This is a genomic window from Metalysinibacillus jejuensis, assembly GCF_003057615.1.
Taxonomy (GTDB): domain Bacteria; phylum Bacillota; class Bacilli; order Bacillales_A; family Planococcaceae; genus Metalysinibacillus; species Metalysinibacillus jejuensis.
The window spans coordinates 61,685-87,602 of record NZ_QAFW01000006.1 but is presented as its reverse complement, the minus strand read 5'-3'; the positions used below and the strand labels follow the sequence as shown (position 1 = coordinate 87,602).

Sequence of the window (25,918 nt, the reverse complement as noted above, 5' to 3'; positions counted from 1 at the left end):
AGTTGTGACCTTTACGCAAAGCAAACTCATCCACACAAATATGTTGTGCCGATTCTTCGACCAATTGATCCGGTGCATACGTATAAAACCAACGTTCAACTGTTGTGTACGGCAGCTCGTATTCACGCGCGACATCCGCAATCGAACGACCATGACAACGTTTCGTAATTTCACGACGAAATGATTCCGTTGAAGAACGGACAAGCCCTAATCCATAGTCAAATGTAAATGTAAAACCACAATCTTTACAACGCTGGCGTGGTAAAGATAATTCCATCCAAAGTACACCAATATGCCAAGCATACCCATGGCGAAAACGACGCAATGTACGATCATGACAAACAGTAGCACCTGCACAAATTTGGCAAGCAATTTCTTGAGGTGCAGCTGTGACAGGAAACACATTTGGTTCCTCATTAGATGGTAGATTGATTTCAAAAAAAGATGGTAACGGTAGAATCATTTTGATAAACTGGGGGTACAAAGCGAAAACTCCTCTCGTGGTTTGTCTCGACAACAATTACGATACGTGAGTTTTCGCTTTTATTCTATCTTTTATTGTAAAAATTTTGAATTGATATAAATTCAACCCCAAGTTACGGTGATGAGCCAAAAAAAGGGATAATGAGTAGTGATTTCACAGCGATTAACGCAACTTGGCATTACATTACTGCAACCTGCGACACCGCTCTATCACTATGTGCCGGTAGTTGTACATCAAGGTGTTGCCTATGTTAGTGGACAAGTACCATGTGTAGATGGCGAAGTGCCGTATACAGGTCAAGTCGGAGGTGCGGTTTCACTCGAACAAGCACAAGAGCTTGCAGAAATTTGTGTACTTAAAGCACTTAGTGCAGTAGAAGCAGAAATTGGGTCACTTAATAAAATTACGCGTGTATTAAAAGTAACAGGCTTTGTGCAAACTTCACCTACTTTTTCGGCACCATCACTCGTGTTAGATAGCGCCAGTGAGTTGCTAACCAAAATTTTTGGGGAAGCGGGTCGTCATGCTCGTACAGCAGTAGGTGTGGCGCAGCTGCCTAGCGATACACCTGTTGAAATCGACTTTATGTTCGCTGTGGAGGTTTAAAAATGATAACAAAAGAAATGATTGAGCAAGCAGAGCGACGTATTGCACCTTATATTCATCGAACGCCATTATTAACATCGCTACAATTAAATGAACGTTGTGGCAATGCAATTTATTTAAAAGCAGAACACTTGCAAAAAACAGGTGCTTTTAAAATTCGTGGTGCAGCAAATAAAGTAACAGAAGCCGTAGCTCAAGGAGCACGCTATGTAACGGCTGCTTCTTCAGGCAATCATGGACAAGCTGTAGCTTATATTGCGAATGCCTTACAAATTGAGGCTAAAATTGTTGTGCCTGAAGATGCTAGTCTTTGTAAAATTGAAGCGATAGAAGGTTACAATAGTAGCGTTGAAAAATGTGGTTACTTATCTTCAGATCGCATACCACGTGCAAAAGTGCTCGCTAACAAGCGACAAGGTGTATTTATTCCGCCTTATGATGATCCGTTAATTATGGCTGGTCAAGGTACGATAGGTTTAGAGATTTTATCTCAGCTAGAAGATGTCGATGCAGTTGTGGTACCAATTGGTGGGGGCGGGCTCATCTCCGGTATTGCAACAGCGATTAAAGAAAGCAACCCCGCTATCCGAGTGATTGGTGTCGAACCCGAGACAGCTAACGATACTTACTTATCATTAGCAAAAGGTGAAATTACACCAATAGCTGGAACTACTACTATTGCGGATGGGTTGCGTACGATTCAACCTGGGGATTTAACATTTCCTGTTGTACAAAAATATGTAGATGAGATTGTTCTTGTATCTGAAGACGAAATTAAAGAAGCTTTTACTTTTGTGTTAGAGCGCATGAAGCAACTAATTGAACCTTCAAGTGCTACCGTTGTAGCTGCATGCATGTTTAACAAGTTACCCTTTACAAATAAACGCGTCGTAGCCGTTATTTCTGGTGGCAATGTCGATGTTGCAGATAGCATTAATTTAATAAAAAAATGATATTATCTAAATGAAAACCCGTATATTTTTAGACGCACATCAAAAAAACAGTAAAACCATTCAATTGGTTTTACTGTTTTCTTTTTGCGATAATCTCGTCCATAATCTCACGTTCTTCCCGTGACTCAGCTAAATAATCAGCTTGAATTAGCGTGGCATGCTTAGTAATTTCCGAAAAAATCTCTTTATTAATTAGCGACAGCTCTTCCCACATTTTTTGCACTTTACTTTGTGTTACAGCAGACAGTTCATTTTTTTCTTTAAAAGCTAAACAGTCTTTTGCCATGTCTTGTAGCATCATTTGATTTTTATCAAAGATGAAGTAAACGTCTTTTGCAATATCGCCGTCTTTGATATATGTAATAATTTCTTCATAATGCGGAACATGGTATTGTCTTGCCAGCGCAGGAAGGATAGAAATGACAGTTAAATAATCTTGCCAACCAGCTAATAGTTTGCCACTCTGTTGGATTGCATGTTGTTGTCGGCGTACGCGGTAGCGTTTTTTCATTATTTCGATACGTGGTGCAATATGTGTAGGGTAGTTTTTGATTACTGCTATTAGTAAAATCACGCCAACAATAATGAACCAATACGTTACGATAAGTGAAATAATAAACGATACGACAGCAAAGACAATAGCTAATCCAATTAACCAACCAATAATGCTATCCATAATTATCACCTCTTTTTAAGTATGCCATAAATTAGAAAAGTTAACTACGATTTTTTAATAATAATATTATGTAAACTAATAAATTGAAGCATACGCTCGTCACGATGTACGAGCGTATAGGTTTTATAAGGATGAGTGTTGATCAAATTGCTGGCGTTCTTTCTCGCGTTGCGCCATTAGCTTTTCTAGTTCTTCCCGTTCATGACGAGCTTCGCCTAAGTAGTCATTTTCGATGAGTTTAGCATGTGCAATCATAGCTTGTCTTAGTTCATTATGAATCATACGTAACTCTCGCCACATTACTTTTACTTTAGCTTCGATGACAGGTGATGGCTGCTTCTCGAGTGATATTGTTTTTAAATCTTGTGCCATATCAGCGAGTAGCATGGCGTTTTTATCGAAAATCAAATAAATATCGCGCGAAATATCGCCTTCTTTAATATAATGACGTAGCTCTTTAGCTTGTTGCTTAAAATGTTTGAAGCCGTCTTGTTCACTTTCAAAAGCTTGGTGACGTAAGCGTTTTACATATTTGCTGTCATCTTCAATTAAACGTTTTTCGATGTAATTGTATTCTTTCCAAGCAGGTAAGCGGTTAGTTGTGTCACGCTCCTGTGTAAAAGCAGCAAATTGTTCCTTGGTCTCGACCACAACATCCTTCGAGCGCTCAAGTACATATTTTATAAAGTATACAATGGCCACTAAGCCAACAATCCCTATAATAAAGGGAATGGCGTTAATTAACATACTGATACCTATAAAAACCATTAAAACTGTAGCCCATGTAGGTAATCGATTGTTCATAATACTCCCTCGCTTTCGTAATCGCCTTACTATAGTATACGGCGTAGCCTTAAAAAGGTTTCATTTTCAAAATCGATGTGAGACGAAACGAGATGGGTAACTACCCACCTTAGTGAAACTCGATGCGTCTCACAGCGCTATGTAAAAGTAGGGTAAAACAATGAAAAACTAATAATGTTCCCAAATTTATATTTGGGAACATTATTTATGCTATAATTTATGAGAGAAAGGAAGATAAATTTGCAACCTAAACTATTACGAGATTTCCTCGTTTACCTTACAACCATTCGTGGTAAATCAATGCGCACGCGTAAAGAGTATGAATATGATCTCAAGTTGTTTTTCCGCTTTGTATTATCGATGGAGCAAGGTAAGGATATTGAGGAGATCACGTCCATTAAAGAAGTAACGATTGATTTACTTAAAGAATTAACGCTCGAAGATTTGTATTTATTTATGGAATACTGCGAACAAGTGCGAGGTAATGGCGTTGCCTCACGTGCGCGTAAAGTAGCTACTTTAAAATCTTTCTTTAACTATTTGCGTGACAAACGCCGCCTACTCGAAGAAAACCCAGCTGCCCAACTCGAAACACCTAAGCAAGTGCGCCGTGCGCCCATTTATATGACATTACCTGAAACAAAGCAGTTTATTGCTGGAGCAAAAAATCCGCGCGACTTTTGTATCGTCACATTCTTTTTAAATCTAGGTTTACGCGTAACAGAATTATGTAACCTAAATGAAAGTTCGATTCAGCAAGATTACATTACGATTATTGGTAAAGGTAATAAGGAGCGCATTATTTATTTGAACAATGCTTGTAAAGAAGCGCTTGCGCAGTATAATGAGCACAAACATAGTTACCGCGGTACGGAAGAAACACCGCTTTTTGTATCACAAAAGGGCACACGCCTCACGCGCCAACATATTTCGCGCATTATTAAAGAGGTAAATACCGCTTCTGGCGTTAATAAAAAAGGGGTTACACCCCATAAATTACGTCATACCTCTGCCACCTTACTGTATCAAGCAGGCGCAGATATTCGTAGCTTGCAACAAATATTAGGGCACGAAAGCGTAGCGACGACTCAGATTTATACGCATATCGAAGACGAGCAGCTCCAACAAGTGTTAAAAAACAACCCATTGAACGACTAACCGGGTTGTTTTTTCTTGCTTTAAGCTAAAATATTGTAATTGTCAAAAAACTTAACAAAAAGGGTTGACGCTGTACTACAAACTGTTGTATATTATTAATTAATAACAGCAACTGTTATACAACAAAAATTTAGGAGATGATTATTATGACAATGTATAAAGAAGGCTATCGATTTTATTGTGAAATGTGTGAAAATTTTGGCATTGAGGCAATTCCATTCCGATATTATGTGCTACAATTATCTAAGGAGCAACTAACTGCTTACAATCGTCAGGCTTTAGCTTCAACAATCTAATTAAAGGAAGTGTATGTTGTGACTATTAGCGATGCCGCAATTTTAACGTAAAGCCCTTCAACGATTTATTTCGTCGGGAGGGCTTTCATTTATTTTAAGGAGGATAACATCATGCAGGATTATCGAACAGGATATGAATATTATAAAAAAGCTTGTGAAGCACATGGCTTAAAGCCTATTAATTTCCATTATTATATTATGACATTATCTGAAGAGCAGCTTGCTGCCTATAACGAAAGTGCATATAAAGACCTACATACTATACAAGACATCGTGCATAATTAACGAAAACCTTCAAGAAGCCTGACGCTTGAAGGTTTTTATTTTTTATGGAATGGTACTACGGGTCATGGTATACTAGAAAATATATGCCATAAGACTGGTTTATAATACGAAAAAGCGCAACTTTTTACACAACTGGCGATTTTACAATAAAACTTATTACATAATTTATAGGCAATTTAACGCTAGTTCTGACATATAGGCAATAAAGGTGGGAGAAGGTACTATGAAACAACAGTCAATTATAGTAAAAGAGTTAGATAACGGCGATTATACAATGGAGGAAGTCCAAAATATTATTTCTGCACTGAACTTCTCTGTTATTGTTGCTATTACAAACCCTCAAGGGAAGATTACTTTTGTAAATCAACATTTTTGTGATATCGCAAAATATACAAAAGAAGAGTTGATCGGCCAAGATCACCGTATTTTAAACTCGGGCTATCATCCACGTTCATTTTTTAAAGAGATGTGGCGTACTATCGGAAGTGGTAAGACGTGGAAAGGTGACGTATGCAATCGTGCTAAAGATGGCTCGCTTTACTGGGTAAAGACAACGATTGTACCATTTTTAAATGAAGCGGGTAAACCTTATCAATATGTCGCAATTCGCACAGACATTACCGCACAAAAAGACATTAAAAAAGTAACGGAATTAGCTTATCGTGATGAGCTTACAAACTTACCAAATCGTCGTAAATTAAATAAAACGATAAATGATTACATTAATGAACAAACACCATTTGCCGTAGTGTTTATTGATGTCAATCGTTTCCGTAATATTAATGATGGTTTGGGGCATATTGTAGGTGATTTATTTTTAAAAGAAATGGCTAAGCGATTACAGCGCTTAAATGGCTCGAAAGAAATGTTTTTCCGCTATAATAGTGATGAATTTATTTATATTACAAAAGATATTGCGCATGTTGATAAAGCAGCCCGTCGTATTATTGGGCTATTTGACGAAAGCTTTTTAATTGATGACTTTGAATTTTACGCTTCTATTAGTATAGGTATTAGTATTTTTACTGAAGATGCCCATGATGCAGAGCAATTATTAAAAAATGCAGACGCTGCTTTACTTCATGCTAAACAATCGCATAAGATTAGCGATTATCAAATTTATCAGCCGACTTTAAACACAGGACATGATAAATGGCTAATGATGGAGACGAAGTTACACGACGCTATTAAGCTAGACAAGCTCGAGTTACATTATCAGCCTAAAATTAATATTAAAAATAATACACTCGTAGGAATGGAAGCATTACTACGTTGGTATGATGAAGATTTAGGACAAGTTTACCCTGATAAATTTATTCCTTTTGCTGAAGAATGTGGTCTTATCGGTGATATTGGGGTATGGGTACTTGATAAAGCCACACGCCAAGTAAAAGCATGGAACGAAAAGTACGGCACGCAATTACATGTGGCAGTCAATATTTCGCCAATGCATTTGAGCCAAGAAAATTTTGTTACACATGTTAAAGAGACGATTGAACGAGTAGGTTTAACACCTCAAGAATTAGAAATTGAAATCACGGAAATGACCATGTTAGACTACACAGAAGATTTGATTACAACGATTACAAGTTTGCGTGAGTTAGGTATTACGATTTCGATTGACGACTTTGGAACGGGTTACTCCTCTTTAAGCTATTTGAAAAAGTTCCCGATAGATGCTTTGAAAATCGACCGCGCATTTGTGCAAGATATTATTCCTGAACCTTCTGGTGTTGCAATGACAGCAGCTATTATTTCATTAGCGCATGCATTAGGGTTATACGTTGTTGCAGAAGGCGTAGAAGAGCAAGAAGAATTAAAAGTGTTAGAGAAACATGGCTGTGAGTATGTGCAAGGTTATTATTTCAGTAGACCATTACCTGCGCATGAGTTTGAAAAGCTCATTACGCAACCTGTATTGCCACAATCGTAAAATTAAAAACGCGTTAAAGCAAACAGATTGATTTGCTTTAGCGCGTTTTTTCATTAATAAAATTCGGTATCCATAGATGAGCCTGTAAAATAAAAGTACATAAAAGCAATCACGACGAGACCAATAAAAACTAATAGGCTTACTTTAACCCAGCTAGTTGGTGCATCGCCTGCAACTTTACCGCTTTGACCGTTAACGATAAAAGGATAAACTTTATCGTTAAATTGGAAAGAAGATAGCCAAATCGGCAATAAAATATGTTTATACGTAATAGCTTCATAATCTGTATCAACATGCTGCACAATAACGACATCACCGCGTGTTTTACCTTGAATACTAGCCTCTATACCCGCATCAATCGCTTTTCGCGCTTGACGCCAGCCCGCTTCGATAGGTACAGCATATCGCTCAGCAATGAAGCCGGATAGGTAGGCATCTTGGTAGTCGACTAAGTCATGTAATCGAAAAGGCTCAATTTTGCGTAGTAAGTGATCGGTATTTTTATTCGTTGCATGGATTAATACATCATCGAAAAACTCTTCATGATAACCATTTTCCGTGTGCCATCTCGTATGTTGCACCATGCGTGTATGTGTTGTCGTATTACCATTGGCATCAGTCGTCGTATACGTTTCAGGTACGTAGTAATGCGTGCCTATTCGAACGGTATAATGAGATGACGTTGTCGTATCATATGTCCAGTAAGGAATATAAATACCGGTTAAACGGTCGAGTGTATGCGCTGATTTTAATTTATTGGGCGCAAGGTAGCGTTTTTTAATCCAGTCTTTAAACATTCGCTCCGCTTCCTCACGCGCAATATGAAACGGAATAAGCAGTGCTGGACGTATGCCAGCGTTATCTTCTGTTTTTTCAATATGAGAAGAGCCACAAAACGAACAAAAATCAGCGACGGTTTGTCCTTGTAAAATGGTCTCAGCACCACAGTTATTACAGTGGAAAACACGCAAATCGTCTGTCCACTTTGTTGTTTCTTTAAGCGCTGATACATAATCTAGCTCGACGTTATTTAATGTTGTGCGTTCAATCGGAATAATTGTATCGCAAAATGGGCAACGTAACTCACTAATTGATGGATCAAACAGCGCATTACCACCGCAGTTCGGGCATTTAAAGTTAGCTGTATTCGTGCGCGTGGTATCCGTAGTTGCCATAGCTGATCACCCTCTTACGCTAACGTCTCGCCACATTCTGCACAAAACTTAGCAGTTGGGCTGTTGACGTGATGACATTTCGGACATGTTTTTTCGGTTTGATTGGTGCCGCATTCAGGACAGAATTTAGTATTAACCGGTATGGCAGCATGACAAGCAATACATGCCTGTGTGGCAGGTTGTGGTGCTTTACCACATTCAGGACAAAACTTAGCTGTCGGCGAAATTTGTGCCTGGCAGTGTGGGCAGGCAACTGTTTGTGCGCTTTGTTGGTTTTGATTCATTGCATTTGTCATCATGCCGCCAAGTGCTGCACCTGCACCAAGTCCTGCGCCTGCACCTGCGAGACCGCCTGACTCATTTTGCGCCGCTTCACGCAGTGCTTGACCTGCTTGGTATTGTTGAAACTGTCCCATATTCCCAATGACACCCATAGATGTGCGTGTATCCATTGCCTTTTCGACTTCTTCTGGTAGTGATAGATTTTCGATGTATAGTGATGTTAACGCAAAGCCAAAGGCCTCAAAACGTGGCATCATTTTTTGGCGACCTAGTTCACTTAGTTCGTCATAGTGGCTCGCTAAATCAAGTGCAGGAATTTTAGACTCCGCAAATAAATCACTTAAGCCCGAAACAATCATTTTCTTCAATTGCCCCTCAACCGCTTCTGTAGTAAAGGTTGCACTTGTGCCAAATAACTCTTTTAAAAATACGCTTGGATCACTTACACGGTAGGAGTAAATCCCATAACCACGTAAACGAATCATGCCAAACTCAGCATCACGCATCATGATGGGGTTAGATGTACCCCATTTTTGGTCAATAAATTGCTTGGTATTCACAAAGTATACCTCTGCCTTAAAGGGCGAGTTAAAGCCTTGTGGCCATGATTTTAGTTTCGTTAAGATAGGAATGTTACGTGTAGCTAACTCGTGGTGACCTGGGCCAAACACATCCGCTACAACACCTTCATTAACAAAGACCGCCATTTGCGATTCACGTACGATTAATGAAGCTCCCATTTTAATTTCATTGTTTGCGACAGGGAAGCGGTACACCAATGTGTTTGATGTATTGTCTGTCCATTCGATTACCTCAATAAATTGATTGCGCATAAAATCAAAAATACCCATTGCAATCCCTCCTCTATATCTATTTTATACGATAGCGCAGTGAAAAGGTTTCTTTTTTCTTAGGTATACATGGTAAAATTAAGGTGTAATACATAATACTTACACAGAGGAGTTAACACTATGCAAATGTATAATGACTTACCAGCAGAGAAAAAGCAGCAATTAAAAGATGAAAAGTTTATTTTATGGCTCGTTAGTGAGATACCAGAGCCCGCCCTCGCCCAAATCATTTCCCTCCTAGATGATAAAGTGAAAGGGAAAAACCCTACTAAAATCCCGAGGAAATTTTATGAAAATCATTTAAAGCGGTTAACGGAGCGTTTTTTACAGTCTGTTATTCCTTTACCGAGCGTTATTTTACCGCTTTTAGCGACCTTACCAAAGGAGGAAAAGCAAGCATTACATACCGCGATGGATAGCCATCAATTACCAAAGGAAACGCTTACCACTTTATTTACTACAACAAAAAAGAAGGAAATACCTTATTCGCAGCAAGCGTTGCTTTATGTTACCAACAACTATTTTGATGAAGCTTACGAGCTTTACACGGAGCACTATAAGGAAGAGCCACCTACGCCTGTAGTAATAAAAGAGCGTAAAGTTCCTGCTAAAAAAGACGCACGCAATCATGAAGCTGAGCGTAAAAATTGGCAGAAGCAAACGGCTATACTAAAACAAACTAGTGAACGCGAGCAAAAAAAATTAACAGCACAGCTTGCACAACTGCAAACCAATTATACGCAAGCACAGCAAAAAATTGCACAACTCGAAACGACAGTGACCGAGCAACAACAAGAGATGGCTATACAACATAAACAAGTTCAACAATTAGAGAAAACGCTTACAATAAAAGAGGAAGTGGTACAAGAACCAAAGTCCGTGGCAGTGCGTGAGCCTAAAGCGGTAATGCTTGGCTATATCGAAGCGTATGATCCGTATCATCATGAAAATGCTATTTTTATTAATGGAAGCGGTGAGTTGCAGTTTATGATTCGCCCGCTTTCTACACCTTATGCAGGTTTCCCGTTAGAGGAAATTGAGACCTTTACATCATGGGCTACGGATTTAGCAGCGACAACGTCATTTAAAGATGCTGGCGGGACAGAAGAAGAGCGTTGCGCACACTTATCTTCATTTATTGAAGACAAACTATTAATTTTTACTGCGTATAAACGTAATGATGCCAATAAAAAAGTGCATTGGGTAGCACGTAATATTCAAGTGATTTCACGTCATGCAACATTTACGCCATCCGATCACTATCATATGCTACCGGTATTTACAGAGAAGATAACGGGTGCTTCACATATTCATGCTTTACTTAAAAAATTACAAGCAAGAGATTTTATCGGACGCATTGAGCATATTGCCACAGAACCTGAGGATACACCACCTATACTTCTCTACCGTACAGAAGCAAACTATTATTTCGTTGGTCGTTTTACAGGGCACCATTATGCTTATGGCGGATTTAAGTTTGATGTTACTGCAACTACGCCTCTTTACTACGGTGAAGTACCGAACGCTTTATTAACAACATGTTATGCGTATCGCGATGTACTATTTATGGAAAAGCACACTTATCGAACATTACAACAGGCGTTAGAGCAATCTTCTACAGTAGCTGTTGAAGCTAAAAATGAACCTGTCATAACGGCACAAACGTATACAGAGCATATTGCCAGCGAAGAGGCTTTTATAGCGCGTTGGTCGAAAGAGATTGCGGCAACGGGATTAGCTTATGATGAAGTCGATTTGGCCAACTTCCACACTTGTATGAAAACTGGGGGGCTAACGATTGTAGCTGGCATGAGTGGTACAGGGAAGTCACAGCTCGTACAAACTTATAGCCGTAGTTTAGGTTTAACAAAAGAGCAATTTTTATTTATTCCAGTGAGTCCTAGTTGGACAGATGAGGCTGATATATTAGGTTATTATGATGTGGATCATGCCCGCTTCGTACCTGCAGCTACAGGAATGGTAGATATTTTACAAAGCGCTGCGCAAAACCGAGATAAAACGTATATTATTTGTTTCGATGAGATGAACCTTGCGCGCATAGAACATTACTTTTCACCTTTTTTATCACTACTCGAGTTACATCAACAAGGGCGTGAGTTAACACTGTATCACCCTAAAGAAGGTAAAGATGATGCACGTTATCCTGCTCAATTACCAATCGGTGACAATGTCCTTTTTGTAGGCACGATTAATCTAGATGAGAGCACACATCAACTAAGTGATAAAGCGTTAGACCGTGCTAACTTAATGACGTTACGCGTATTACCTTTTAATGATGCCTTTCGTACTAAAACGCCCGTTACATTGAGCCGTATTAAACAACCGGTTGCCTTACAACAATTTGTAAGGACGACAGAGCAAATTACGTTACGTGAAGAACAGCTTACTTTCCTATGGGAAATGCACCAACACTTGCAGCAAGCAAATGCTTATAGTGGCGTAGGGCCACGTATTGTACGCCAAATTGATGCATATATGAAAAACAGTGTGACAAGTGGCTTAAGTGAAGCGGTAGCTTTTGATTTACAAATTGTTCAGCGTATTATTTCTAAAATTCGCGGTACACATGCGAGTATTCATCGATTAGTTGCGCAAGACGGTACATTAATAACGCTCTTTAATGCGTACCCTACATTATCCACTTTTGCTGAAGCACGTCAGGCGTTAGCTAATAAAGAAAAGGAGCTTACGCAACATGGCTATGCCTTTTAACGTAATTTTTACTGAGGGAGAGCGTAGTAAGGATGTTACGGCATGCTTTGTGACGGAAAATTTACAAAATGCACCGGCTATTCAATTAATTGAAAATATGCCGCTCCAACTTACTTTTTCAGGTGACCAAGGCAAATTGTATGCGGACTTTTTAACAGAACGAGTAAAAGGTGTAATGCAAGATGCTGGAGGTCCATATGTCGTTTCACGTAGCGCACCATATGTGCTATATGCTTATGGGCATTCGCAACAGTACCCATTAATTGCGGGGGATTATATCGTCGTCATCGTCACCGTTGAAGCGACGTATTATGCTAAGCTTCATGTGGCGCCTAAGCGCATGTCAGTTCAACAGTTTGAGGCGATGCGAGAAACGTTAATTAATCGTGTGGGGGAGCTTGCGCTTATTCGTACTACAAAAATTGCAACGACGCCTACGAATGAATGGCTAACTTTATTATATGAAGTGGCCCAACATCCACTAACAGCTGTAGAAAAGGGCTATGTGACAAGTAGTAGAGGTGGGCGAAAAGATGGCAAAGTGAAGCGGTTGCAGCGTCAAAAACCATACCGAAGTACGCAACTCATACAAACGACGCGCATTACGTATGATACGCCTGAAAATCGTTTAGTAAAACACTGGTTACAGCAATATACAATTCAACAACCGAATGAAAAAGTAACACAAGCCATTTACCATTTTCTTCGTTTGCCTTGGGTACAACAAGTGAATGCACCGAGCGATGCTTTTATCCCGCGCACATTTTTTAGCGCAGGACGCTACGGGGCACTTTATGCAGCATTAGTGCAACAGACGCGAATAAAAACACATACCGCTCAGTTGCAGTTTCGTCGCACAGATGAATTGTACGAGCTTTGGGGTTTTATTACGCTCGCTAGTTTAACCGCTTCATTAGGTTATACAATGATAGAAGAAGTGAAAACTAAAGAGGCATTAACCTATACATTTAAGAAAGATAAACTAACGATTTATATGGTGTATGATGAAGTAATTACGCGAGATCCTGCTAAGAGTACAACAAAAACACCACTCTACACACTGCAAAATAATCGACCAGACTGTCGTATTGATTTATGGCGAGAGGGGCGTTACGGTGGCTCATTGGTTATCGATTTTAAATACCGTCATCGAGACGCGATTTGGCAAGAAGAAATTTTAGCTGACGTGACGAAAGCTGTGCCTTCTACGATGTTACAGTTAGAGGCGTATGGCAGAAATTTTCGTACGGCGATACAAGAGGTAACAGATGCGCATATTGCTTTGCAACCTATTCATGAAGTGTGGGCCCTCTACCCATTAACCTGGGAGAAGCCTGAGGATAACGAGAAAAACGCCTTTAATATTCGTCTTATGCACTTAAGTCCCAATACGAGTGCTGCACATATTGCGGAGCAGTTAGAAGCGATTTATCAACGCGCTACATTAGGCTAAGTGCAATACAACGTTAAAACGCATGACATCGAATGTTGATGTCATGCGTTTTATCATAGGTTTAGTCAGTTAACGTACTTTGAAGCGGCTAATGCTTTGCGTGAGATCTAAAGCACGAGAGCTAAGCTCAGTTGCGACTTCATTTACTTCTTGCAAAGCTAAGTTTTGCGTGCTTACCATTTCCGCAGCTTCAGCAGAATTTTCCGCATTAAACTGTGCATGGGAAGCAATTTCATTAACGGATGCTGTTACTTCTTCAGTTGCAGCAGACACTTGCTCTGAAGCGGCTGACACATCCTCAATTTGTGTACGCATGCTAATAATAGCATCGCTAATTTGATTAAATGAGCCACCGACATCGTGAATTACCGCGACACCACGTTCAACCGCTGTTAAGCTTTCCGCAATTGCTTTTTCTACATCGTTCGTATCTTGCTGAATCTCTGTGACAAGGCTACTAATTTGAGTAGCTGAAGCATTAGATTCTTCTGCAAGCTGGCGTACTTCATCGGCAACGACCGCAAACCCTTTACCATGTTCACCAGCACGTGCAGCCTCAATCGCTGCATTTAATGCTAATAAATTAGTTTGGTCTGTAATCGATGCAATAACTTGGGTCATTGTTTCAATTTCTTGTGACTGCTTACTTAGTCGTTCGATTAATTGCGAAGTAAGTTGAGTAGTCGTAACAATTTTATTCATTTGTTGTTCTGCTGATAGTACTGTAACGCCACCGTTATCGGCAATATCAAACGTCTCATTAGCACTCGTTTGTAGATGTTGCGTAGCCTCAGCAATACGTTGTACTGCCACCGCTGTTTCCTGCATCGCTTGTGAGCTATCCTGTGCAGATTGCGCAGTGCCTACCATCGTTCCTGTAATATCTTCAGCGGACTTCGCAATCGTATGTGACATTTCACTTAAATTGTCTGTAGTGGCCGTTAATTCAGATGACGTAGCACTTAAGTGTTGAGCGCTATCAGTAATTGAAGCTGTTAGTGTCGCAAACATATCTTTCATTTGATTAAAGGCTTGCGATAAGCGACTTAGTTCATCTTTTGATTTTACAGGTAAGTCTGCAACTGTTAAGTCACCTTGTGCCATCGTTGTCATTGAAGCCTCTAATGCACGAATTGGACGTACAATTTGAGAGATAATCACATAGGCAATAACAATACTAATGGCTAAAGCACCTAGTGCGATAAGAAATGCTGTCAAACCTGCATTGCTTGCAACGCTTCTAGCATTTTCTCTTCCTTGTTCAATAATAGTTGCTACTTCCTCGGACATTATATTAATGCTCGCATCAATTTCACTTTGATACGGTGAAAGCATCTCACGGTAATAGGTATCAGCTTGTTCACTACCAGCTGGGTAGCTAAATAGTGTAGTAGCATAAGATTCAAAAGTAGTATGCATTTTTTGGACAGCAGTAGTAATCGTTGTGCTATCTACGAGTTTCTCTAAATCTGTAATAGCTACTTCTAGCTCTTTACTTAATTGAGTAAATTGTTCAATTTGTCCTGGTTCCTCTACTAAAAATAATTGAATGGCACTTAATTGATCGTAGACCATATCGTCAATTTCTGTAGCTAGTGTTTCAATCGGCAAACTTTCTTCAAAAGTTAGCTCATATTGTTTTTCTACATGTTTTAATTGCAAGTAAATCGTTCCGCAAGCTGCGGCAATAATAACGTTTAAAAAAATAAAAACATAAATTAATTTGCGTCGAATTGACATGAAACCCCTCCTGTAAATCTTGTAAAAATAGTGTAAAAGTAACGTTAACCCTTTCATTATTATGCACTTTTTTACTATAAAATAAACCTTTTGTACTTCTATGTTCTTATTTTTAAGCTTTTCGCGTTTTTTCAACAGAAAAAGAGTTAGAACGACCAGTGGAAATACACGTCATAATTAAACTTAGTAAGTCACTAGGAATACTATTGACATCGCGCGATACTGTGCTTACAATAGGAGCAACCATTAAGGAGTGATTGATATGAAAGAAGCGTTTATTGCGCATCCCACAACAGCAGAATGGCTAAAAAAACTAGCGACGGTTCGTGAGTTTATTGAAGCGCAAGCTGTAGAAGATGATCAACAAAATCAGTTTGCACATAAAAGTGTCGAACAATTGCGTCAGCTTGGCTATACGTCGTTAACTTTACCGAAAGCTTACGGAGGCGAAGGGTTGAGTTTACGTGAGATGCTACCGTTACAAGAAACATTAGGAAGCTACGATGGTAGTGCAGCACTCGTTGTTAGTTGGACATTGCTCACGGTTGGCGAGCTTTATGAAAATGCCTATTGGCCAGAAGCACTACTACAGCAGTTTGCACAAGAAGTGAAACAAGGAGCAATCATTAACCGCGCAGTAAGTGAAGCGGCTACAGGTAGCCCTGTACGTGGCGGTAAGCCGACGACATTAGCCGAAAAAACAGCTACAGGTTATCGCCTAACAGGTCGCAAAAGTTTTACGACAGGTGCTTATGCGCTCGACTACTTTTTAGTGTCAGCCTGGCTCAGTGATCAGCAACAAATTGGCTTCTTTTTGTTACCAAAAGATACAGAAGGCCTTCATATTGAAGATAACTGGGAAATGGTCGGTATGCGTGGTACAGGTAGTCATGATCTTGTGCTCGATGCTATCGACGTACCAGAAAAATTTTTAGTTGAAATACCAAGTTATCATACAGGTTTTAAAATAAATAGCTGGCTATTATTAATTTCAGCAACGTATTTAGGCATTGCACAAGCTGCGCGTGACTATGCAGTTGATTTTGCTAATCGCCATAAACCTAATAGTATACCTACGACAATTGCTCATTTACCTAATGTGCAAGCATTACTAGGGGAGATAGAAGCGCTACTTGCACAAGCACGCTTTACCCTATACGGAGCAGCTGATGTTGTAAATGATCAAGCATTTGCTACACATGCCGTTAATATCGCCAAATATACGGTAACGAATCATGCGTTACAAATTGTTGATAAGGCGATGCGTATTGTAGGGGCTAAAAGTTTACAACTACAAAACCCACTTCAACGTTATTATCGCGATGTACGTGCAGGGTTACATAATCCGCCGATGGATGACTTGACGCTATCACTACTTGCAAAACAAGCCAATAAACAATGGGAGGACGAACAACATGTTTAAAAAATTAGCAGGACTTACAATCGCAGCGAGCCTTTTACTTGCTGCTTGCGGAGATAAAGAAGAGGCAACACAAGGAGAAAAAGTGAAAGTGGCTTTTGAGCTTGGCAGCAAACCAATTACGTACGTCGACGAAAAAGGGGAGCCAGCCGGTTATGATATTGATGTGATGAAGCTCGTCGACGAAAAATTAGAAGATTATACGTTTGAGTATGTGGGGACGACTTCTGATGATTTACTTATCGGCGTAGAACAAGGAAAATACCAAGTTGGTGTCAAAAATGCCTTCTTTACCGAAGAGCGTGCACAAAAATACATTTATCCTAAACAGTTCATTGGTTTATCGAGTGCCGGTTTAGTGCTAAGTAAACAAAACGCAGCGATTAAAACACTAGAAGACTTTGCTAAAAAACAATTTAAATTAGCACCGATTGCGGCAAATAATGCACAGTATACAATAATTGCAGAATATAATGCAGCAAATCCAAATAACCCTGTCAAATTAGAAGCGGGAGAAGAGTTCGGTGTAGACGTCGTACAATGGGTTAACGAGGGGCGCGTTGATGGCGGTGTTATTATTGAAGGGATGTTTAATAAGCAAGTAACAGAAGCTGATGGTCCATACCATGCTTTTAAAGATGATGTCGTATATAACGAGTTTGCTGTCATTAAAACATGGCCGCTGTTTAATAAAAAACAACAAGCCTTTGCGGATGCTTATGATGAAGCAATGCAAGAGATTGAAGCATCAGGAGAATTACAAAAACTGAGTGAAAAGCATTATGGTCGTAATTTATTTGAGGTGTTAGACCAAGTCGAACGATAAGGGGATGACAGGATGGAGAAATATTTTGATAGCAGTTACCTCTTTCAAGCAATTCCTCAGTTATTACCTTATTTGCCAATTACACTAGGCATTACTGCACTTGCAGTAGTGCTCGGTTTACTGCTAGGGCTAGTATTAGCTTTTATGAAGTTAAGCAAGGCAAAATGGGCACAGCAAGTAGCGAACGGTTACACTACCATTATGCGTTGTACGCCTTCCATCGTGCTATTATTTTTAATTTATTACGGGGTACCAGCGATTGCCGACGGTTTATTTGGCATCAATTTACACGACGTACCTAGTGCAGTTTTTGTAGTAACGACTTTTACGTTACAATTCGCTGCGATGATGTCTGAAGTAATTCGTGCTAGTATACTCGCTGTACCAAAAGGGCAATATGAAGCTGGCGTTAGTGTGGGGTTAACACCTGTGCAAGCGTATAAGCGCATCGTTTTTCCACAAGCGTTACGTTTTGCGCTACCGAATATGGCAAATGGCATTATTAGCGTACTCCAAGAGGGTGCACTCGCTTACACGATTGGCTTTATTGATATGGTAGGAAAAGCGAATTTAATTATTGCCAATAACTACGGCACACATACGCTAGAAATCTTCATTGTGCTGGCGCTTATTTATTGGATTTTAACGATTGGTATCGATAAAACATTCCAGTGGATTGAACGACGTTTACATGTAGGGAAGGGGGTTGCCTAATTGGATATCGCATTTTTTAAACAAGCACTCGGTATCGCATTTAGCGGCGTGCCATTAACATTACTCGTTACAGTTGTCACACTTATTATCGCGTTACCTGTGGGTTTCTTCCTTACATTAGTTCGCATGAAGCGCATTCCAGTCATTCATCAATTGATTGGCATCTATCTGTCTTTCATACGCGGGACACCTGTTATTATTCAAATTTTTGTACTGTATAATAGTATCCCCTTACTTATAGCAGGCGTAGCGAAAGGAAAGTTCGATGTTTATGCCATTCATCCCATTTGGTACGCCTTTGTTATTTTTAGCTTCGGCATGGCAGCCATCGTAGCTGAAATTGTGCGGGGGGCGCTACAAACTGTAGATAAAGGTCAACTCGAAGCGGCGTATTCTGTCGGTTTAACAGTACCGCAAGCTTATCGTCGCATTATACTTCCACAAATGTTAACGGCAGCATTGCCTAACCTTTGTACAGCGACTGTTAATCTCGTGAAGGCAACGTCGCTAGGCTATGCGATTGCCTTGCCTGAAATCACACTGCGTACCAAAGTAGCAGCTAATGCAGGGTATCATTATGTAGAGGCCTATACCGCTATTTTTATTGTGTACTTACTCATCTGCTTACTTATTGAATACGCATTTCATAAAACGGAACAACGCGTACGTCGTTACCAAGGAGGGATTGCATGTTAACTGTAACAAATGTGCATAAAGCATTTGGCGATAATAAGATTTTACAAGGGGTAGATTTAGCTATTAATAAAGGAGATGTTGTCGTTATTTTAGGCCCGAGTGGCTCGGGTAAGACGACGTTACTGCGTTGCCTTAACTTTTTAGAACAAGCCGATCAAGGTACCGCTACTTTTTCCGATTTACAAGTCGATTTAGCAAAGGCTACGCGTAAAGAAATTTATGCCGTGCGCCAAAAAACAGCTTTCGTCTTTCAAAATTATAATTTATTTGCCAATAAGACAGCGTTAGATAATGTGACAGAAGGGCTTATTACCGGGCGCAAGTGGGCAAAGGAAGCTGCAAGACAAAAAGCGCGAGAAGCACTAGCTAAAGTAGGTCTTAATGGCAAGGAAGATTTATATCCGAGTCAATTATCGGGTGGGCAACAACAACGCGTAGGTATTGCTCGTGCACTCGTCTTAGAGCCGGACATTATTTTATTTGACGAGCCTACATCAGCATTAGATCCTGAGCTTGTGGGAGAGGTACTCGAAGTAATGAAAACTATCGCCCAAGAAGGAACGACGATGCTTGTCGTCACACATGAAATGAGCTTTGCTAAAGAAGTTGCTAATCACGTTATATTCATGGACGGAGGCCGCGTAGTAGAGCAGGGGGATGCAGATGCTATTTTCTTGCGTCCTAAAGAAGAGCGGACAAAACAATTTTTACGTCGCGTACTTCCTCAGGAGTATAATTACCAAATTTAAAAGCCTAGTTGCGTGCGCAACTAGGCTTTTCTTTATTTTGTCGTATCTTCTTCGTCAGTTTCGACTTCCATATCTTCATCTTCATTCTTCACATTATCATCGTCTTGATCGGCATCTTTAATACCGTCATTGTTTTGATCAAGTGAAGGTGCCTCTACGTTATCATCATCTAACATCGGCTCATCCTTATCGACTTCATCTGTACCACATGCAGCTAAAGCAAGGACAGATGCTAATAATGTTGGTGCTAACCATTTCTTCATGAATATAACCACCTTTTCATTAGGATAGTTATCTTTAACCTATAAAACGTAATTACAAACATTACATCTTTATTACGATGGCTAGCGTAGCTACTCCGCACTAGTTACAGAAGCACAATAAGTAGATGAGGGGCTTGTGTTATTTTTCGCCACTTAGTTTTACTAAGATTTTAGCTTGTGATTTATCGTTTGTTAGAGCTTCGAAACCTTTATCTACGATATCATCTAGCTCAATTTCACTTGTAATAATACCTTGTGGTGTTAATTGACCTGTACCCATTAAGTGAATCGTTTGAGCGAATGAAGACGGTGTATAAGCAATCGTAGACGTTACTTTAACACCTTTATTCGTAAGTTGAATTGGGTTCCAGTTAATTGGACGAGCAAAAATTGATACAATGACCATAGTACCGCGTGGACGCGTTACTTCGATTGCTTGTTCGAATGTTGGTGCAACGCCAGCTACTTCAAACGTTACGTCAGCGCCTTCAGGGATTAACTCATAAACCGCTTTGATTGGATCCACTTTACCTGAGTTAATAACATGTGTTGCGCCAAGCTCTAACGCTTTTTCAAGACGTTCTTCTGAAAGGTCAAGTACTACGATTTTAGTAGCACCTGCTGCTTTTGCAGCGTTTGCTGTTACTAAACCGATTGGACCTGCACCAAAGATTACTACGTTGTCGCCTAAGCGTACGTCGCCTTCTTTGATTGCTTGTACAGCTACTGCTGTAGGTTCAACTAAAGCGCCGTCTTGTAGCGACATACCTTCTGGTAATAAGTAAACATTGCTTTCTGGTGCGTTGGCAAATTTAGTGAAGCCACCGTCGCCATGTAAGCCGATGAAGCTAAAGCCATCGTAGCAATCTAAATCCTCTGGTTTATTGCCATATGTTAATGTTGGGTTAATCGCAACACGATCGCCCACTTTAAATTTCGTTACGTCTTTACCTACTTTTTCCACGACACCAGCAAACTCATGACCCATTGTAAGTGGTGCTACTTCGCCTGTTAAGTCGTTTTTTTCGTTAACTGGAACAAATACAGGTCCCTCTTGGTATTCGTGTAAGTCAGAGCCACAAATGCCTGCCCATGCTACGCGAACCGTTACTTCATTATCTTGTAGTGGTTTTAATTCACGCTCTTCTACGCGAATATCTTTTTGACCGTACCAAACTGCTGCTTTCATGTTTAAATTCCTCCTGTATTGGTCATTTAGTCGTACAAATTTGTACAACTTCATCCTAACATCCTTTCACAATAAAGTCTAAAGAAAGCCTTATGATACAAAGCTTTTACATGTTTTTTACAATAGGAACAAAGTCTTTTATTATGAATACTTACAGGGCCATTGTTAAAGCGTGTTATACTTATTAAATGGAGGCGACGTATATGAATAATTCTAGTTTAGTATTAGAAGGCGGCACATTTCGCACAATATTTACATCAGGTATACTTGATGCTTTTTTAGCGAATGGTATTGAAATGCCTTATGTCATCGGCATCTCAGCTGGAGCCATCAACGCATGTTCGTACATATCTAAACAACCTGAGCGTACATTCCGTACAATATCTACTTATCGTAATGATCCTAGATATATGGGATGGCGTAATTTTTTAACGGAGAAAAGCTATTTTGGTTTAAACTTCTCCTATAATATACTGCCAAATCAACTTGATTATTTTGATTGGCAAACATTCCGTGCATTTGAAGGGGAAGTAGAGTTTGGCGTGACAAATGCCTATACAGGTGAAGCAGAATATTTAAATGCTTTAGACATGGATGACACGTGCATGATGCTACGTGCTACTTGTGCGCTACCTGTGCTATTTCCAGAGATTAAGGTAAATGATATTCCTTATTTTGACGGGGGGCTAGCGGACGCTGTACCGATTAAGCGAGCAGAGCAAAAAGGCTTTACGAAACATATCATTATACTTACACGACCGCCAGGATACCGCAAAGCGTTAGATAGTCAGTCTAAGTGGGTTATCCGCGCATTTAAAAAACGCTATCCTGAAATTGCTAAGAGCTTAGCGACACGTGCTACACGTTATAACGAAACGATGGATTACATTGAACAACTTGAAGCGGATGGCAAAGCATTTGTTTTTAGACCACCAGTACCAGTAGAAAGCTTTGAGAAAAACCCTAAAATCATGAAAATTACTTACGATTTAGGTTATCGCCAAATGTTAAAGCGTAAAGATGAACTACAGGCTTTTTTACAAGGCTGACGAAGCGGTTTACACGATATTAAAAAGGAGATGGGTACTACTATGAAAAACTTTTTAAATAATTTAACGGGCAATATGTCCGAAAGTACAGTAAACGAAGCGGCAGGAAAATTAAAAGATTTATTAGTTTCAAATGAAACGGTAGAAAAAGCATTTAAAATTTTTAGGGATTCGATTGTTTTTACTAACTTGCGTATTATTTTAATTGATGTACAAGGTGTGACGGGATCTAAAGTGTCTTACTATTCCATTCCTTATAAGAGTATTGTGTCTTATGAAATTGAAACCGCAGGCACATTAGATCTTGATGCTGAGCTTAAGATTTATATTTCTGGTCAAGCTGAACCACTAAAAAAAGAGTTTAAAAAAGGCTCCAATATTAAAGAAGTAGGGCAATTAATTGGAGAGCATCTTTTGCACGCATAAAATGTAAGAGAAGAGGAGGTGTATTTTAGCACCTTTTCTTTTTAAAAATATTTTAGTTTACATAATATAGATTGTAGGAAGTTGTGTATCATTAATTAGTATACTACTAATAGTGAGACAAAATGCAAAAAAACTAGGTGCTGGCATTATAGCCAGTCCCTAGCTGCTTCAACTTCACTTTGTGTTAACTGATGGCCATGTCGTTCCCAATGTATTTCTACTGTCGCACCTGATGTTTTTAACAAGCTCGCTAAATCGATAGATTCTTGTGCTGGGCATAGCGGATCATTTTCTCCGGCTGCAATAAATACGCGTGTTTTTTGCAGTGGTACGGATACATTGCGTAAAGGCACCATCGGATGATGTAATATGGCCGCTTCAAAAGCATCTGCATAATGAAATAACATACTCGCTGCAATATTAGCCCCATTAGAATAGCCTACAACGACTAATTTTTGCTCATCAAAATGATAACGTTTAGCAGCTTGTTGAATAAAGCCAAATAGCTCTTTAGTACGCATAATTAAATCTTCTTCATCAAATATACCTTCCGCCAAGCGTTTAAAAAAACGCGGCATACCATTTTCAAGTACCTTGCCACGAATCCCAAGTTTATTAGCCGTTGAATCTACAATATCCCCTAATGGTAATAAATCATGTTCGTTGCCACCGGTACCATGTAAAAAGATAAATGTTCGATCTCCTGTTCCTTTTTGAAAAATATGCTCCATTTTATACGCCCCTTTTTATCTCGAATTCAAAGTAATTATACAAAAAAACATACATTTTGCAAATGATAACACTTTTTTTCAAAAAAAATTTGAAAAAAATTTTTTATTTCCCAAGTTTATTCCGCGATGTTATATAACAACTTCTTTGTGGGCATAAATGTAAACGACAAACCTCCCTGTTTTTAACGCAAATTATAGATTTATCGCTCCTGTACAAATCTTGTCGATTAAACCGTTTTATCATTAATTAACTATTTGTAGAATAGTATGAGTATATAACTTCTTATAAATCTCATGCTCTTTTTTTCTACATAATGCTTTGTATTTCTCGCTATTTCCACATCGCTTACGAAGGGTGAATTTTCTAAAAACTAAAAATTTAGTATTGCATTATAGGTTTTTCTTGCATAGAATGATGACATGCCTCACAAAGAGGAACAGTAATATCACGTTTAAAACAGCAATATCAATCGTTAGGGGGAATTTATATGACAGAGGTAAAAAAAGCTGCTAAGTCAACTACATTCGACAGTAAAGACTACGCAGCGATCGAAGCAATGGACAGCTTTAACACGTTTGTAAAGAAGAAGAACACATTTTTATTTTCGATGACAGCAGGCTTCTTATTCTTTTATATCTTACTTCCAATTTTAGCGTTTAAACCTGTTCTACAACAAAAATGGTTTGGAAATATCACAGGGGTTTGGGTGTACTCGGCAGCGTTATTCGTTATGACAATCGTACTTTGTACTATTTACATTAAACGCGCAGCAACATTCGATAAACAAGCAGCAGCAGTTATTGCTGAATATCGTGCGAAAGGCGGTAATTAAATGAACTTAGTATCGGTTGGTTTCTTCTTAGGTATTGTAGGCTTAACATTACTTGTGACGTACTTCGCAGCAAAGCGAACGTCTTCAGCAAGTGACTTCTATACAGCAGGTGGCGGCTTAACAGGCTGGCAAAATGGTTTTGCTATTGCGGGTGACTACTTATCAGCAGCAGCTTTCCTAGGCGTATCAGGTGCTATCGCATTAACAGGGTTTGATGGTTTCTTCTTCTCTGTAGGTTATGTTGTAGCTAACCTTGTATTACTTTATATCATTGCAGAGCCAATGCGTAATTTAGGGAAATACACATTAGCAGATATGTTAACGGCACGCTTTAATGAAAAACGCGTACGTGGCGTAGCAGCAACAGGTACAATTGTTATCGTTATTCTTTATATGATTGCACAGCTCGTAGGTGCAGGCGCACTTATTAAATTATTATTTGGTATTGAATACTGGATCGCTGTATTAATCGTTGGTGTTATGATGACAACTTACGTATTATTTGGTGGTATGACAGCAACATCTTGGGTACAAATCATTAAAGCAGGACTGTTACTCTTTGGTACAGGGTTACTTGCTGTACTCGTATTCGCGAAGTTTAACTTCTCACTTATGAATATGTTTGACACAATTGCCGTTGAACATGGTGAGCAATACTTAGTGCCAGGCATGAAGTATTCAAGTTCATTAGACTCGGTATCAATGATGATGGCGCTTGTATTAGGTACATCAGGTTTACCACACATCCTTATGCGCTTCTTTACGGTTAAGGATGCGAAAACAGCACGTTCTTCAATTTCTTGGACAACTTGGATTACAGCTATTTTCTTCTCATTAACGATTTTCTTAGGCTTAGGTGCCCTACACCTAGTAGGCGCAGAAAACATTATGGCTGAGAGTAAAGCTGGTAATACAGCAGCACCATTATTAGCAGAGTATTTAGGTGGCGATGTATTAATGTCATTCATTAGTGCCGTAGCCTTTGCGACAATTTTAGCTGTAGTATCAGGTTTAGTTTTAACAGGTGCATCAGCAATTTCGCATGATATTTACGGCGAAATCATTAAAGATGGTAACCTAACAGAGAAGCAACAAGTATTAGCAGCTCGTATTGGTTCAATTTCGATTGCGATTATTTCAATCTTCTTAGCATTATTCGCACAGAGCTTAAACGTATCCTTCCTAGTATCCTTTGCCTTCTGTATTGGTGCATCGGCTAACTTACCAGTTATCCTCTACACAATTTACTGGAAGAAGTTTAACTCAACAGGCGTTGTAGCTGCCATTACAACAGGTGTACTATCTTGCTTAATCTTAGGTGCAATGGGACCAAACATTTGGTCAGAAGTACCAGGCGCAGCCATCTTCGTTGGTAAGCCACTTGTTAACTTAGCCGTACCAGCTATTATCACTATCCCACTTGGATTCCTTGCAGGCTATGTGGGTACAATGATTGGTGCACGTAAACATAACACAGCAGACGCAGAGCGCATTTACAAAGAAATCCGCGTAAAAGCAAATACAGGTGTTTCTGTACAAGACGTATCACATTAATACATGAGGCGCTACTCTTAGGAGTGGCGCTTTTTTGTT

General features: G+C 39.4%; 26 protein-coding genes. 17 read left to right on the top strand and 9 right to left on the bottom strand.

What is annotated here, in order from left to right:
* The coding region (locus DDE80_RS03880; RefSeq protein ID WP_161952262.1) for a transposase family protein at positions 1-484 on the bottom strand (484 nt) is incomplete at its 3' end.
* Positions 485-631: 147 nt separating this feature from the next.
* Between DDE80_RS03880 and DDE80_RS03875 the strand changes: the two genes are divergently transcribed.
* Together DDE80_RS03875 and DDE80_RS03870 are read left to right on the top strand one after the other, a co-directional pair.
* Complete coding sequence (locus DDE80_RS03875; RefSeq protein ID WP_108306369.1) at positions 632-1,090, top strand: RidA family protein; 459 nt, start codon at positions 632-634, stop codon at positions 1,088-1,090.
* Positions 1,091-1,092: 2 nt separating this feature from the next.
* Positions 1,093-2,043: a threonine ammonia-lyase gene (locus DDE80_RS03870; protein ID WP_108306368.1), complete on the top strand. Its 951-nt coding sequence runs from the start codon at positions 1,093-1,095 to the stop codon at positions 2,041-2,043.
* A 70-nt stretch (positions 2,044-2,113) separates the two neighbouring features.
* Here the strand turns inward: DDE80_RS03870 and DDE80_RS03865 are convergent, their stop codons facing one another.
* Both DDE80_RS03865 and DDE80_RS03860 read right to left on the bottom strand, forming a co-directional pair.
* Positions 2,114-2,719 carry a hypothetical protein gene (locus DDE80_RS03865; RefSeq protein ID WP_108306367.1) on the bottom strand — a complete coding sequence of 202 codons (606 nt, stop codon included), beginning with the start codon at positions 2,717-2,719 and terminating at the stop codon, positions 2,114-2,116.
* Positions 2,720-2,842: 123 nt separating this feature from the next.
* Positions 2,843-3,523, bottom strand: a complete 681-nt coding sequence (locus DDE80_RS03860) for a hypothetical protein (RefSeq protein WP_108306366.1) — start codon at positions 3,521-3,523, stop codon at positions 2,843-2,845.
* A gap of 240 nt (positions 3,524-3,763) precedes the next feature.
* On the opposite strand from DDE80_RS03860, the gene DDE80_RS03855 reads away from it, so the two are divergent.
* From DDE80_RS03855 to DDE80_RS03840, 4 genes are all read left to right on the top strand, one after another.
* The gene (locus tag DDE80_RS03855) at positions 3,764-4,681 is read left to right on the top strand and encodes a tyrosine recombinase XerC (protein WP_108306365.1); all 918 of its coding nucleotides are present in this window, start codon (positions 3,764-3,766) and stop codon (positions 4,679-4,681) included.
* 146 nt (positions 4,682-4,827) lie between these two features.
* Positions 4,828-4,977, top strand: a complete 150-nt coding sequence (locus tag DDE80_RS03850) for a transcriptional regulator (RefSeq protein ID WP_108306364.1) — start codon at positions 4,828-4,830, stop codon at positions 4,975-4,977.
* Positions 4,978-5,088: 111 nt separating this feature from the next.
* Positions 5,089-5,262: a transcriptional regulator gene (locus DDE80_RS03845; RefSeq protein WP_108306363.1), complete on the top strand. Its 174-nt coding sequence runs from the start codon at positions 5,089-5,091 to the stop codon at positions 5,260-5,262.
* Positions 5,263-5,485: 223 nt separating this feature from the next.
* Positions 5,486-7,195, top strand: coding sequence for a sensor domain-containing protein (locus tag DDE80_RS03840; protein WP_108306362.1), 1,710 nt, complete (start codon positions 5,486-5,488; stop codon positions 7,193-7,195).
* Positions 7,196-7,248: 53 nt separating this feature from the next.
* On the opposite strand, the gene DDE80_RS03835 is transcribed toward DDE80_RS03840, so the two are convergent.
* Positions 7,249-8,370 (bottom strand): TFIIB-type zinc ribbon-containing protein, encoded by a 1,122-nt coding sequence (locus DDE80_RS03835; RefSeq protein WP_108306361.1) that lies wholly within the window; start codon positions 8,368-8,370, stop codon positions 7,249-7,251.
* Between the two features lie 14 nt (positions 8,371-8,384).
* Entirely contained in the window at positions 8,385-9,503 is a 1,119-nt protein-coding gene (locus tag DDE80_RS03830) for an SPFH domain-containing protein (protein ID WP_108306360.1), read from the bottom strand.
* A 120-nt stretch (positions 9,504-9,623) separates the two neighbouring features.
* On the opposite strand from DDE80_RS03830, the gene DDE80_RS03825 reads away from it, so the two are divergent.
* Both DDE80_RS03825 and DDE80_RS03820 read left to right on the top strand, forming a co-directional pair.
* Entirely contained in the window at positions 9,624-12,236 is a 2,613-nt protein-coding gene (locus DDE80_RS03825) for an AAA family ATPase (RefSeq protein WP_108306359.1), read from the top strand.
* Positions 12,220-13,689 carry a DUF2357 domain-containing protein gene (locus tag DDE80_RS03820; RefSeq protein ID WP_108306358.1) on the top strand — a complete coding sequence of 490 codons (1,470 nt, stop codon included), beginning with the start codon at positions 12,220-12,222 and terminating at the stop codon, positions 13,687-13,689. Before DDE80_RS03825 ends, DDE80_RS03820 begins: the two co-directional genes overlap by 17 nt.
* Before the next feature lie 69 nt (positions 13,690-13,758).
* On the opposite strand, the gene DDE80_RS03815 is transcribed toward DDE80_RS03820, so the two are convergent.
* A complete protein-coding gene (locus DDE80_RS03815) occupies positions 13,759-15,429 on the bottom strand; it encodes a methyl-accepting chemotaxis protein (RefSeq protein WP_161952261.1) in 1,671 nt (556 codons plus the stop codon).
* A gap of 262 nt (positions 15,430-15,691) precedes the next feature.
* On the opposite strand from DDE80_RS03815, the gene DDE80_RS03810 reads away from it, so the two are divergent.
* Genes DDE80_RS03810 through DDE80_RS03790 form a run of 5 tightly spaced genes read left to right on the top strand, consistent with a single transcriptional unit; the run spans position 15,692 to position 19,834 of the window.
* The gene (locus tag DDE80_RS03810; RefSeq protein WP_108306356.1) at positions 15,692-16,852 is read left to right on the top strand and encodes an acyl-CoA dehydrogenase family protein; all 1,161 of its coding nucleotides are present in this window, start codon (positions 15,692-15,694) and stop codon (positions 16,850-16,852) included.
* Complete coding sequence (locus tag DDE80_RS03805) at positions 16,845-17,675, top strand: transporter substrate-binding domain-containing protein (RefSeq protein WP_108306355.1); 831 nt, start codon at positions 16,845-16,847, stop codon at positions 17,673-17,675. The genes DDE80_RS03810 and DDE80_RS03805 overlap by 8 nt, the downstream gene beginning before the upstream one ends.
* Before the next feature lie 12 nt (positions 17,676-17,687).
* A complete protein-coding gene (locus DDE80_RS03800) occupies positions 17,688-18,389 on the top strand; it encodes an amino acid ABC transporter permease (protein ID WP_108306354.1) in 702 nt (233 codons plus the stop codon).
* Positions 18,390-19,085, top strand: a complete 696-nt coding sequence (locus DDE80_RS03795) for an amino acid ABC transporter permease (protein ID WP_108306353.1) — start codon at positions 18,390-18,392, stop codon at positions 19,083-19,085.
* Positions 19,079-19,834 (top strand): amino acid ABC transporter ATP-binding protein, encoded by a 756-nt coding sequence (locus DDE80_RS03790; protein WP_108306352.1) that lies wholly within the window; start codon positions 19,079-19,081, stop codon positions 19,832-19,834. Before DDE80_RS03795 ends, DDE80_RS03790 begins: the two co-directional genes overlap by 7 nt.
* A gap of 32 nt (positions 19,835-19,866) precedes the next feature.
* Here the strand turns inward: DDE80_RS03790 and DDE80_RS03785 are convergent, their stop codons facing one another.
* Positions 19,867-20,097 (bottom strand): hypothetical protein, encoded by a 231-nt coding sequence (locus DDE80_RS03785; protein WP_108306351.1) that lies wholly within the window; start codon positions 20,095-20,097, stop codon positions 19,867-19,869.
* A 139-nt stretch (positions 20,098-20,236) separates the two neighbouring features.
* On the bottom strand, positions 20,237-21,286 hold the full coding sequence (locus DDE80_RS03780; protein ID WP_108306350.1) for a 2,3-butanediol dehydrogenase: 1,050 nt from the start codon (positions 21,284-21,286) through the stop codon (positions 20,237-20,239).
* 203 nt (positions 21,287-21,489) lie between these two features.
* Between DDE80_RS03780 and DDE80_RS03775 the strand changes: the two genes are divergently transcribed.
* Together DDE80_RS03775 and DDE80_RS03770 are read left to right on the top strand one after the other, a co-directional pair.
* Positions 21,490-22,335: a patatin-like phospholipase family protein gene (locus DDE80_RS03775; RefSeq protein WP_108306349.1), complete on the top strand. Its 846-nt coding sequence runs from the start codon at positions 21,490-21,492 to the stop codon at positions 22,333-22,335.
* 42 nt (positions 22,336-22,377) lie between these two features.
* Complete coding sequence (locus DDE80_RS03770) at positions 22,378-22,761, top strand: PH domain-containing protein (RefSeq protein ID WP_108306348.1); 384 nt, start codon at positions 22,378-22,380, stop codon at positions 22,759-22,761.
* Positions 22,762-22,907: 146 nt separating this feature from the next.
* On the opposite strand, the gene DDE80_RS03765 is transcribed toward DDE80_RS03770, so the two are convergent.
* A complete protein-coding gene (locus tag DDE80_RS03765; RefSeq protein ID WP_108306347.1) occupies positions 22,908-23,492 on the bottom strand; it encodes an alpha/beta hydrolase in 585 nt (194 codons plus the stop codon).
* Between the two features lie 488 nt (positions 23,493-23,980).
* Here DDE80_RS03765 and DDE80_RS03760 point away from each other — a divergent pair, with 488 nt between their 5' ends.
* Together DDE80_RS03760 and DDE80_RS03755 are read left to right on the top strand one after the other, a co-directional pair.
* On the top strand, positions 23,981-24,325 hold the full coding sequence (locus DDE80_RS03760; RefSeq protein WP_108306346.1) for a DUF485 domain-containing protein: 345 nt from the start codon (positions 23,981-23,983) through the stop codon (positions 24,323-24,325).
* Positions 24,326-25,879, top strand: a complete 1,554-nt coding sequence (locus DDE80_RS03755) for a solute symporter family protein (RefSeq protein ID WP_108306345.1) — start codon at positions 24,326-24,328, stop codon at positions 25,877-25,879.
* Positions 25,880-25,918 lie beyond the last annotated feature (39 nt).

What these genes read in the sequence shown, in the direction of transcription:
- DDE80_RS03790 (WP_108306352.1), top strand. Translation starts at nt 19,079, where the DNA reads ATGTTAACTGTAACAAATGTGCATAAAGCATTTGGCGATAATAAGATT.
- DDE80_RS03830 (WP_108306360.1), bottom strand. Translation starts at nt 9,503, where the DNA reads ATGGGTATTTTTGATTTTATGCGCAATCAATTTATTGAGGTAATCGAA.
- DDE80_RS03825 (WP_108306359.1), top strand. Translation starts at nt 9,624, where the DNA reads ATGCAAATGTATAATGACTTACCAGCAGAGAAAAAGCAGCAATTAAAA.
- DDE80_RS03865 (WP_108306367.1), bottom strand. Translation starts at nt 2,719, where the DNA reads ATGGATAGCATTATTGGTTGGTTAATTGGATTAGCTATTGTCTTTGCT.
- DDE80_RS03780 (WP_108306350.1), bottom strand. Translation starts at nt 21,286, where the DNA reads ATGAAAGCAGCAGTTTGGTACGGTCAAAAAGATATTCGCGTAGAAGAG.
- DDE80_RS03860 (WP_108306366.1), bottom strand. Translation starts at nt 3,523, where the DNA reads ATGAACAATCGATTACCTACATGGGCTACAGTTTTAATGGTTTTTATA.
- DDE80_RS03850 (WP_108306364.1), top strand. Translation starts at nt 4,828, where the DNA reads ATGACAATGTATAAAGAAGGCTATCGATTTTATTGTGAAATGTGTGAA.
- DDE80_RS03785 (WP_108306351.1), bottom strand. Translation starts at nt 20,097, where the DNA reads ATGAAGAAATGGTTAGCACCAACATTATTAGCATCTGTCCTTGCTTTA.
- DDE80_RS03800 (WP_108306354.1), top strand. Translation starts at nt 17,688, where the DNA reads ATGGAGAAATATTTTGATAGCAGTTACCTCTTTCAAGCAATTCCTCAG.
- DDE80_RS03805 (WP_108306355.1), top strand. Translation starts at nt 16,845, where the DNA reads ATGTTTAAAAAATTAGCAGGACTTACAATCGCAGCGAGCCTTTTACTT.
- DDE80_RS03770 (WP_108306348.1), top strand. Translation starts at nt 22,378, where the DNA reads ATGAAAAACTTTTTAAATAATTTAACGGGCAATATGTCCGAAAGTACA.
- DDE80_RS03840 (WP_108306362.1), top strand. Translation starts at nt 5,486, where the DNA reads ATGAAACAACAGTCAATTATAGTAAAAGAGTTAGATAACGGCGATTAT.
- DDE80_RS03765 (WP_108306347.1), bottom strand. Translation starts at nt 23,492, where the DNA reads ATGGAGCATATTTTTCAAAAAGGAACAGGAGATCGAACATTTATCTTT.
- DDE80_RS03760 (WP_108306346.1), top strand. Translation starts at nt 23,981, where the DNA reads ATGACAGAGGTAAAAAAAGCTGCTAAGTCAACTACATTCGACAGTAAA.
- DDE80_RS03810 (WP_108306356.1), top strand. Translation starts at nt 15,692, where the DNA reads ATGAAAGAAGCGTTTATTGCGCATCCCACAACAGCAGAATGGCTAAAA.
- DDE80_RS03755 (WP_108306345.1), top strand. Translation starts at nt 24,326, where the DNA reads ATGAACTTAGTATCGGTTGGTTTCTTCTTAGGTATTGTAGGCTTAACA.
- DDE80_RS03820 (WP_108306358.1), top strand. Translation starts at nt 12,220, where the DNA reads ATGGCTATGCCTTTTAACGTAATTTTTACTGAGGGAGAGCGTAGTAAG.
- DDE80_RS03845 (WP_108306363.1), top strand. Translation starts at nt 5,089, where the DNA reads ATGCAGGATTATCGAACAGGATATGAATATTATAAAAAAGCTTGTGAA.
- DDE80_RS03835 (WP_108306361.1), bottom strand. Translation starts at nt 8,370, where the DNA reads ATGGCAACTACGGATACCACGCGCACGAATACAGCTAACTTTAAATGC.
- DDE80_RS03775 (WP_108306349.1), top strand. Translation starts at nt 21,490, where the DNA reads ATGAATAATTCTAGTTTAGTATTAGAAGGCGGCACATTTCGCACAATA.
- DDE80_RS03870 (WP_108306368.1), top strand. Translation starts at nt 1,093, where the DNA reads ATGATAACAAAAGAAATGATTGAGCAAGCAGAGCGACGTATTGCACCT.
- DDE80_RS03815 (WP_161952261.1), bottom strand. Translation starts at nt 15,429, where the DNA reads ATGTCAATTCGACGCAAATTAATTTATGTTTTTATTTTTTTAAACGTT.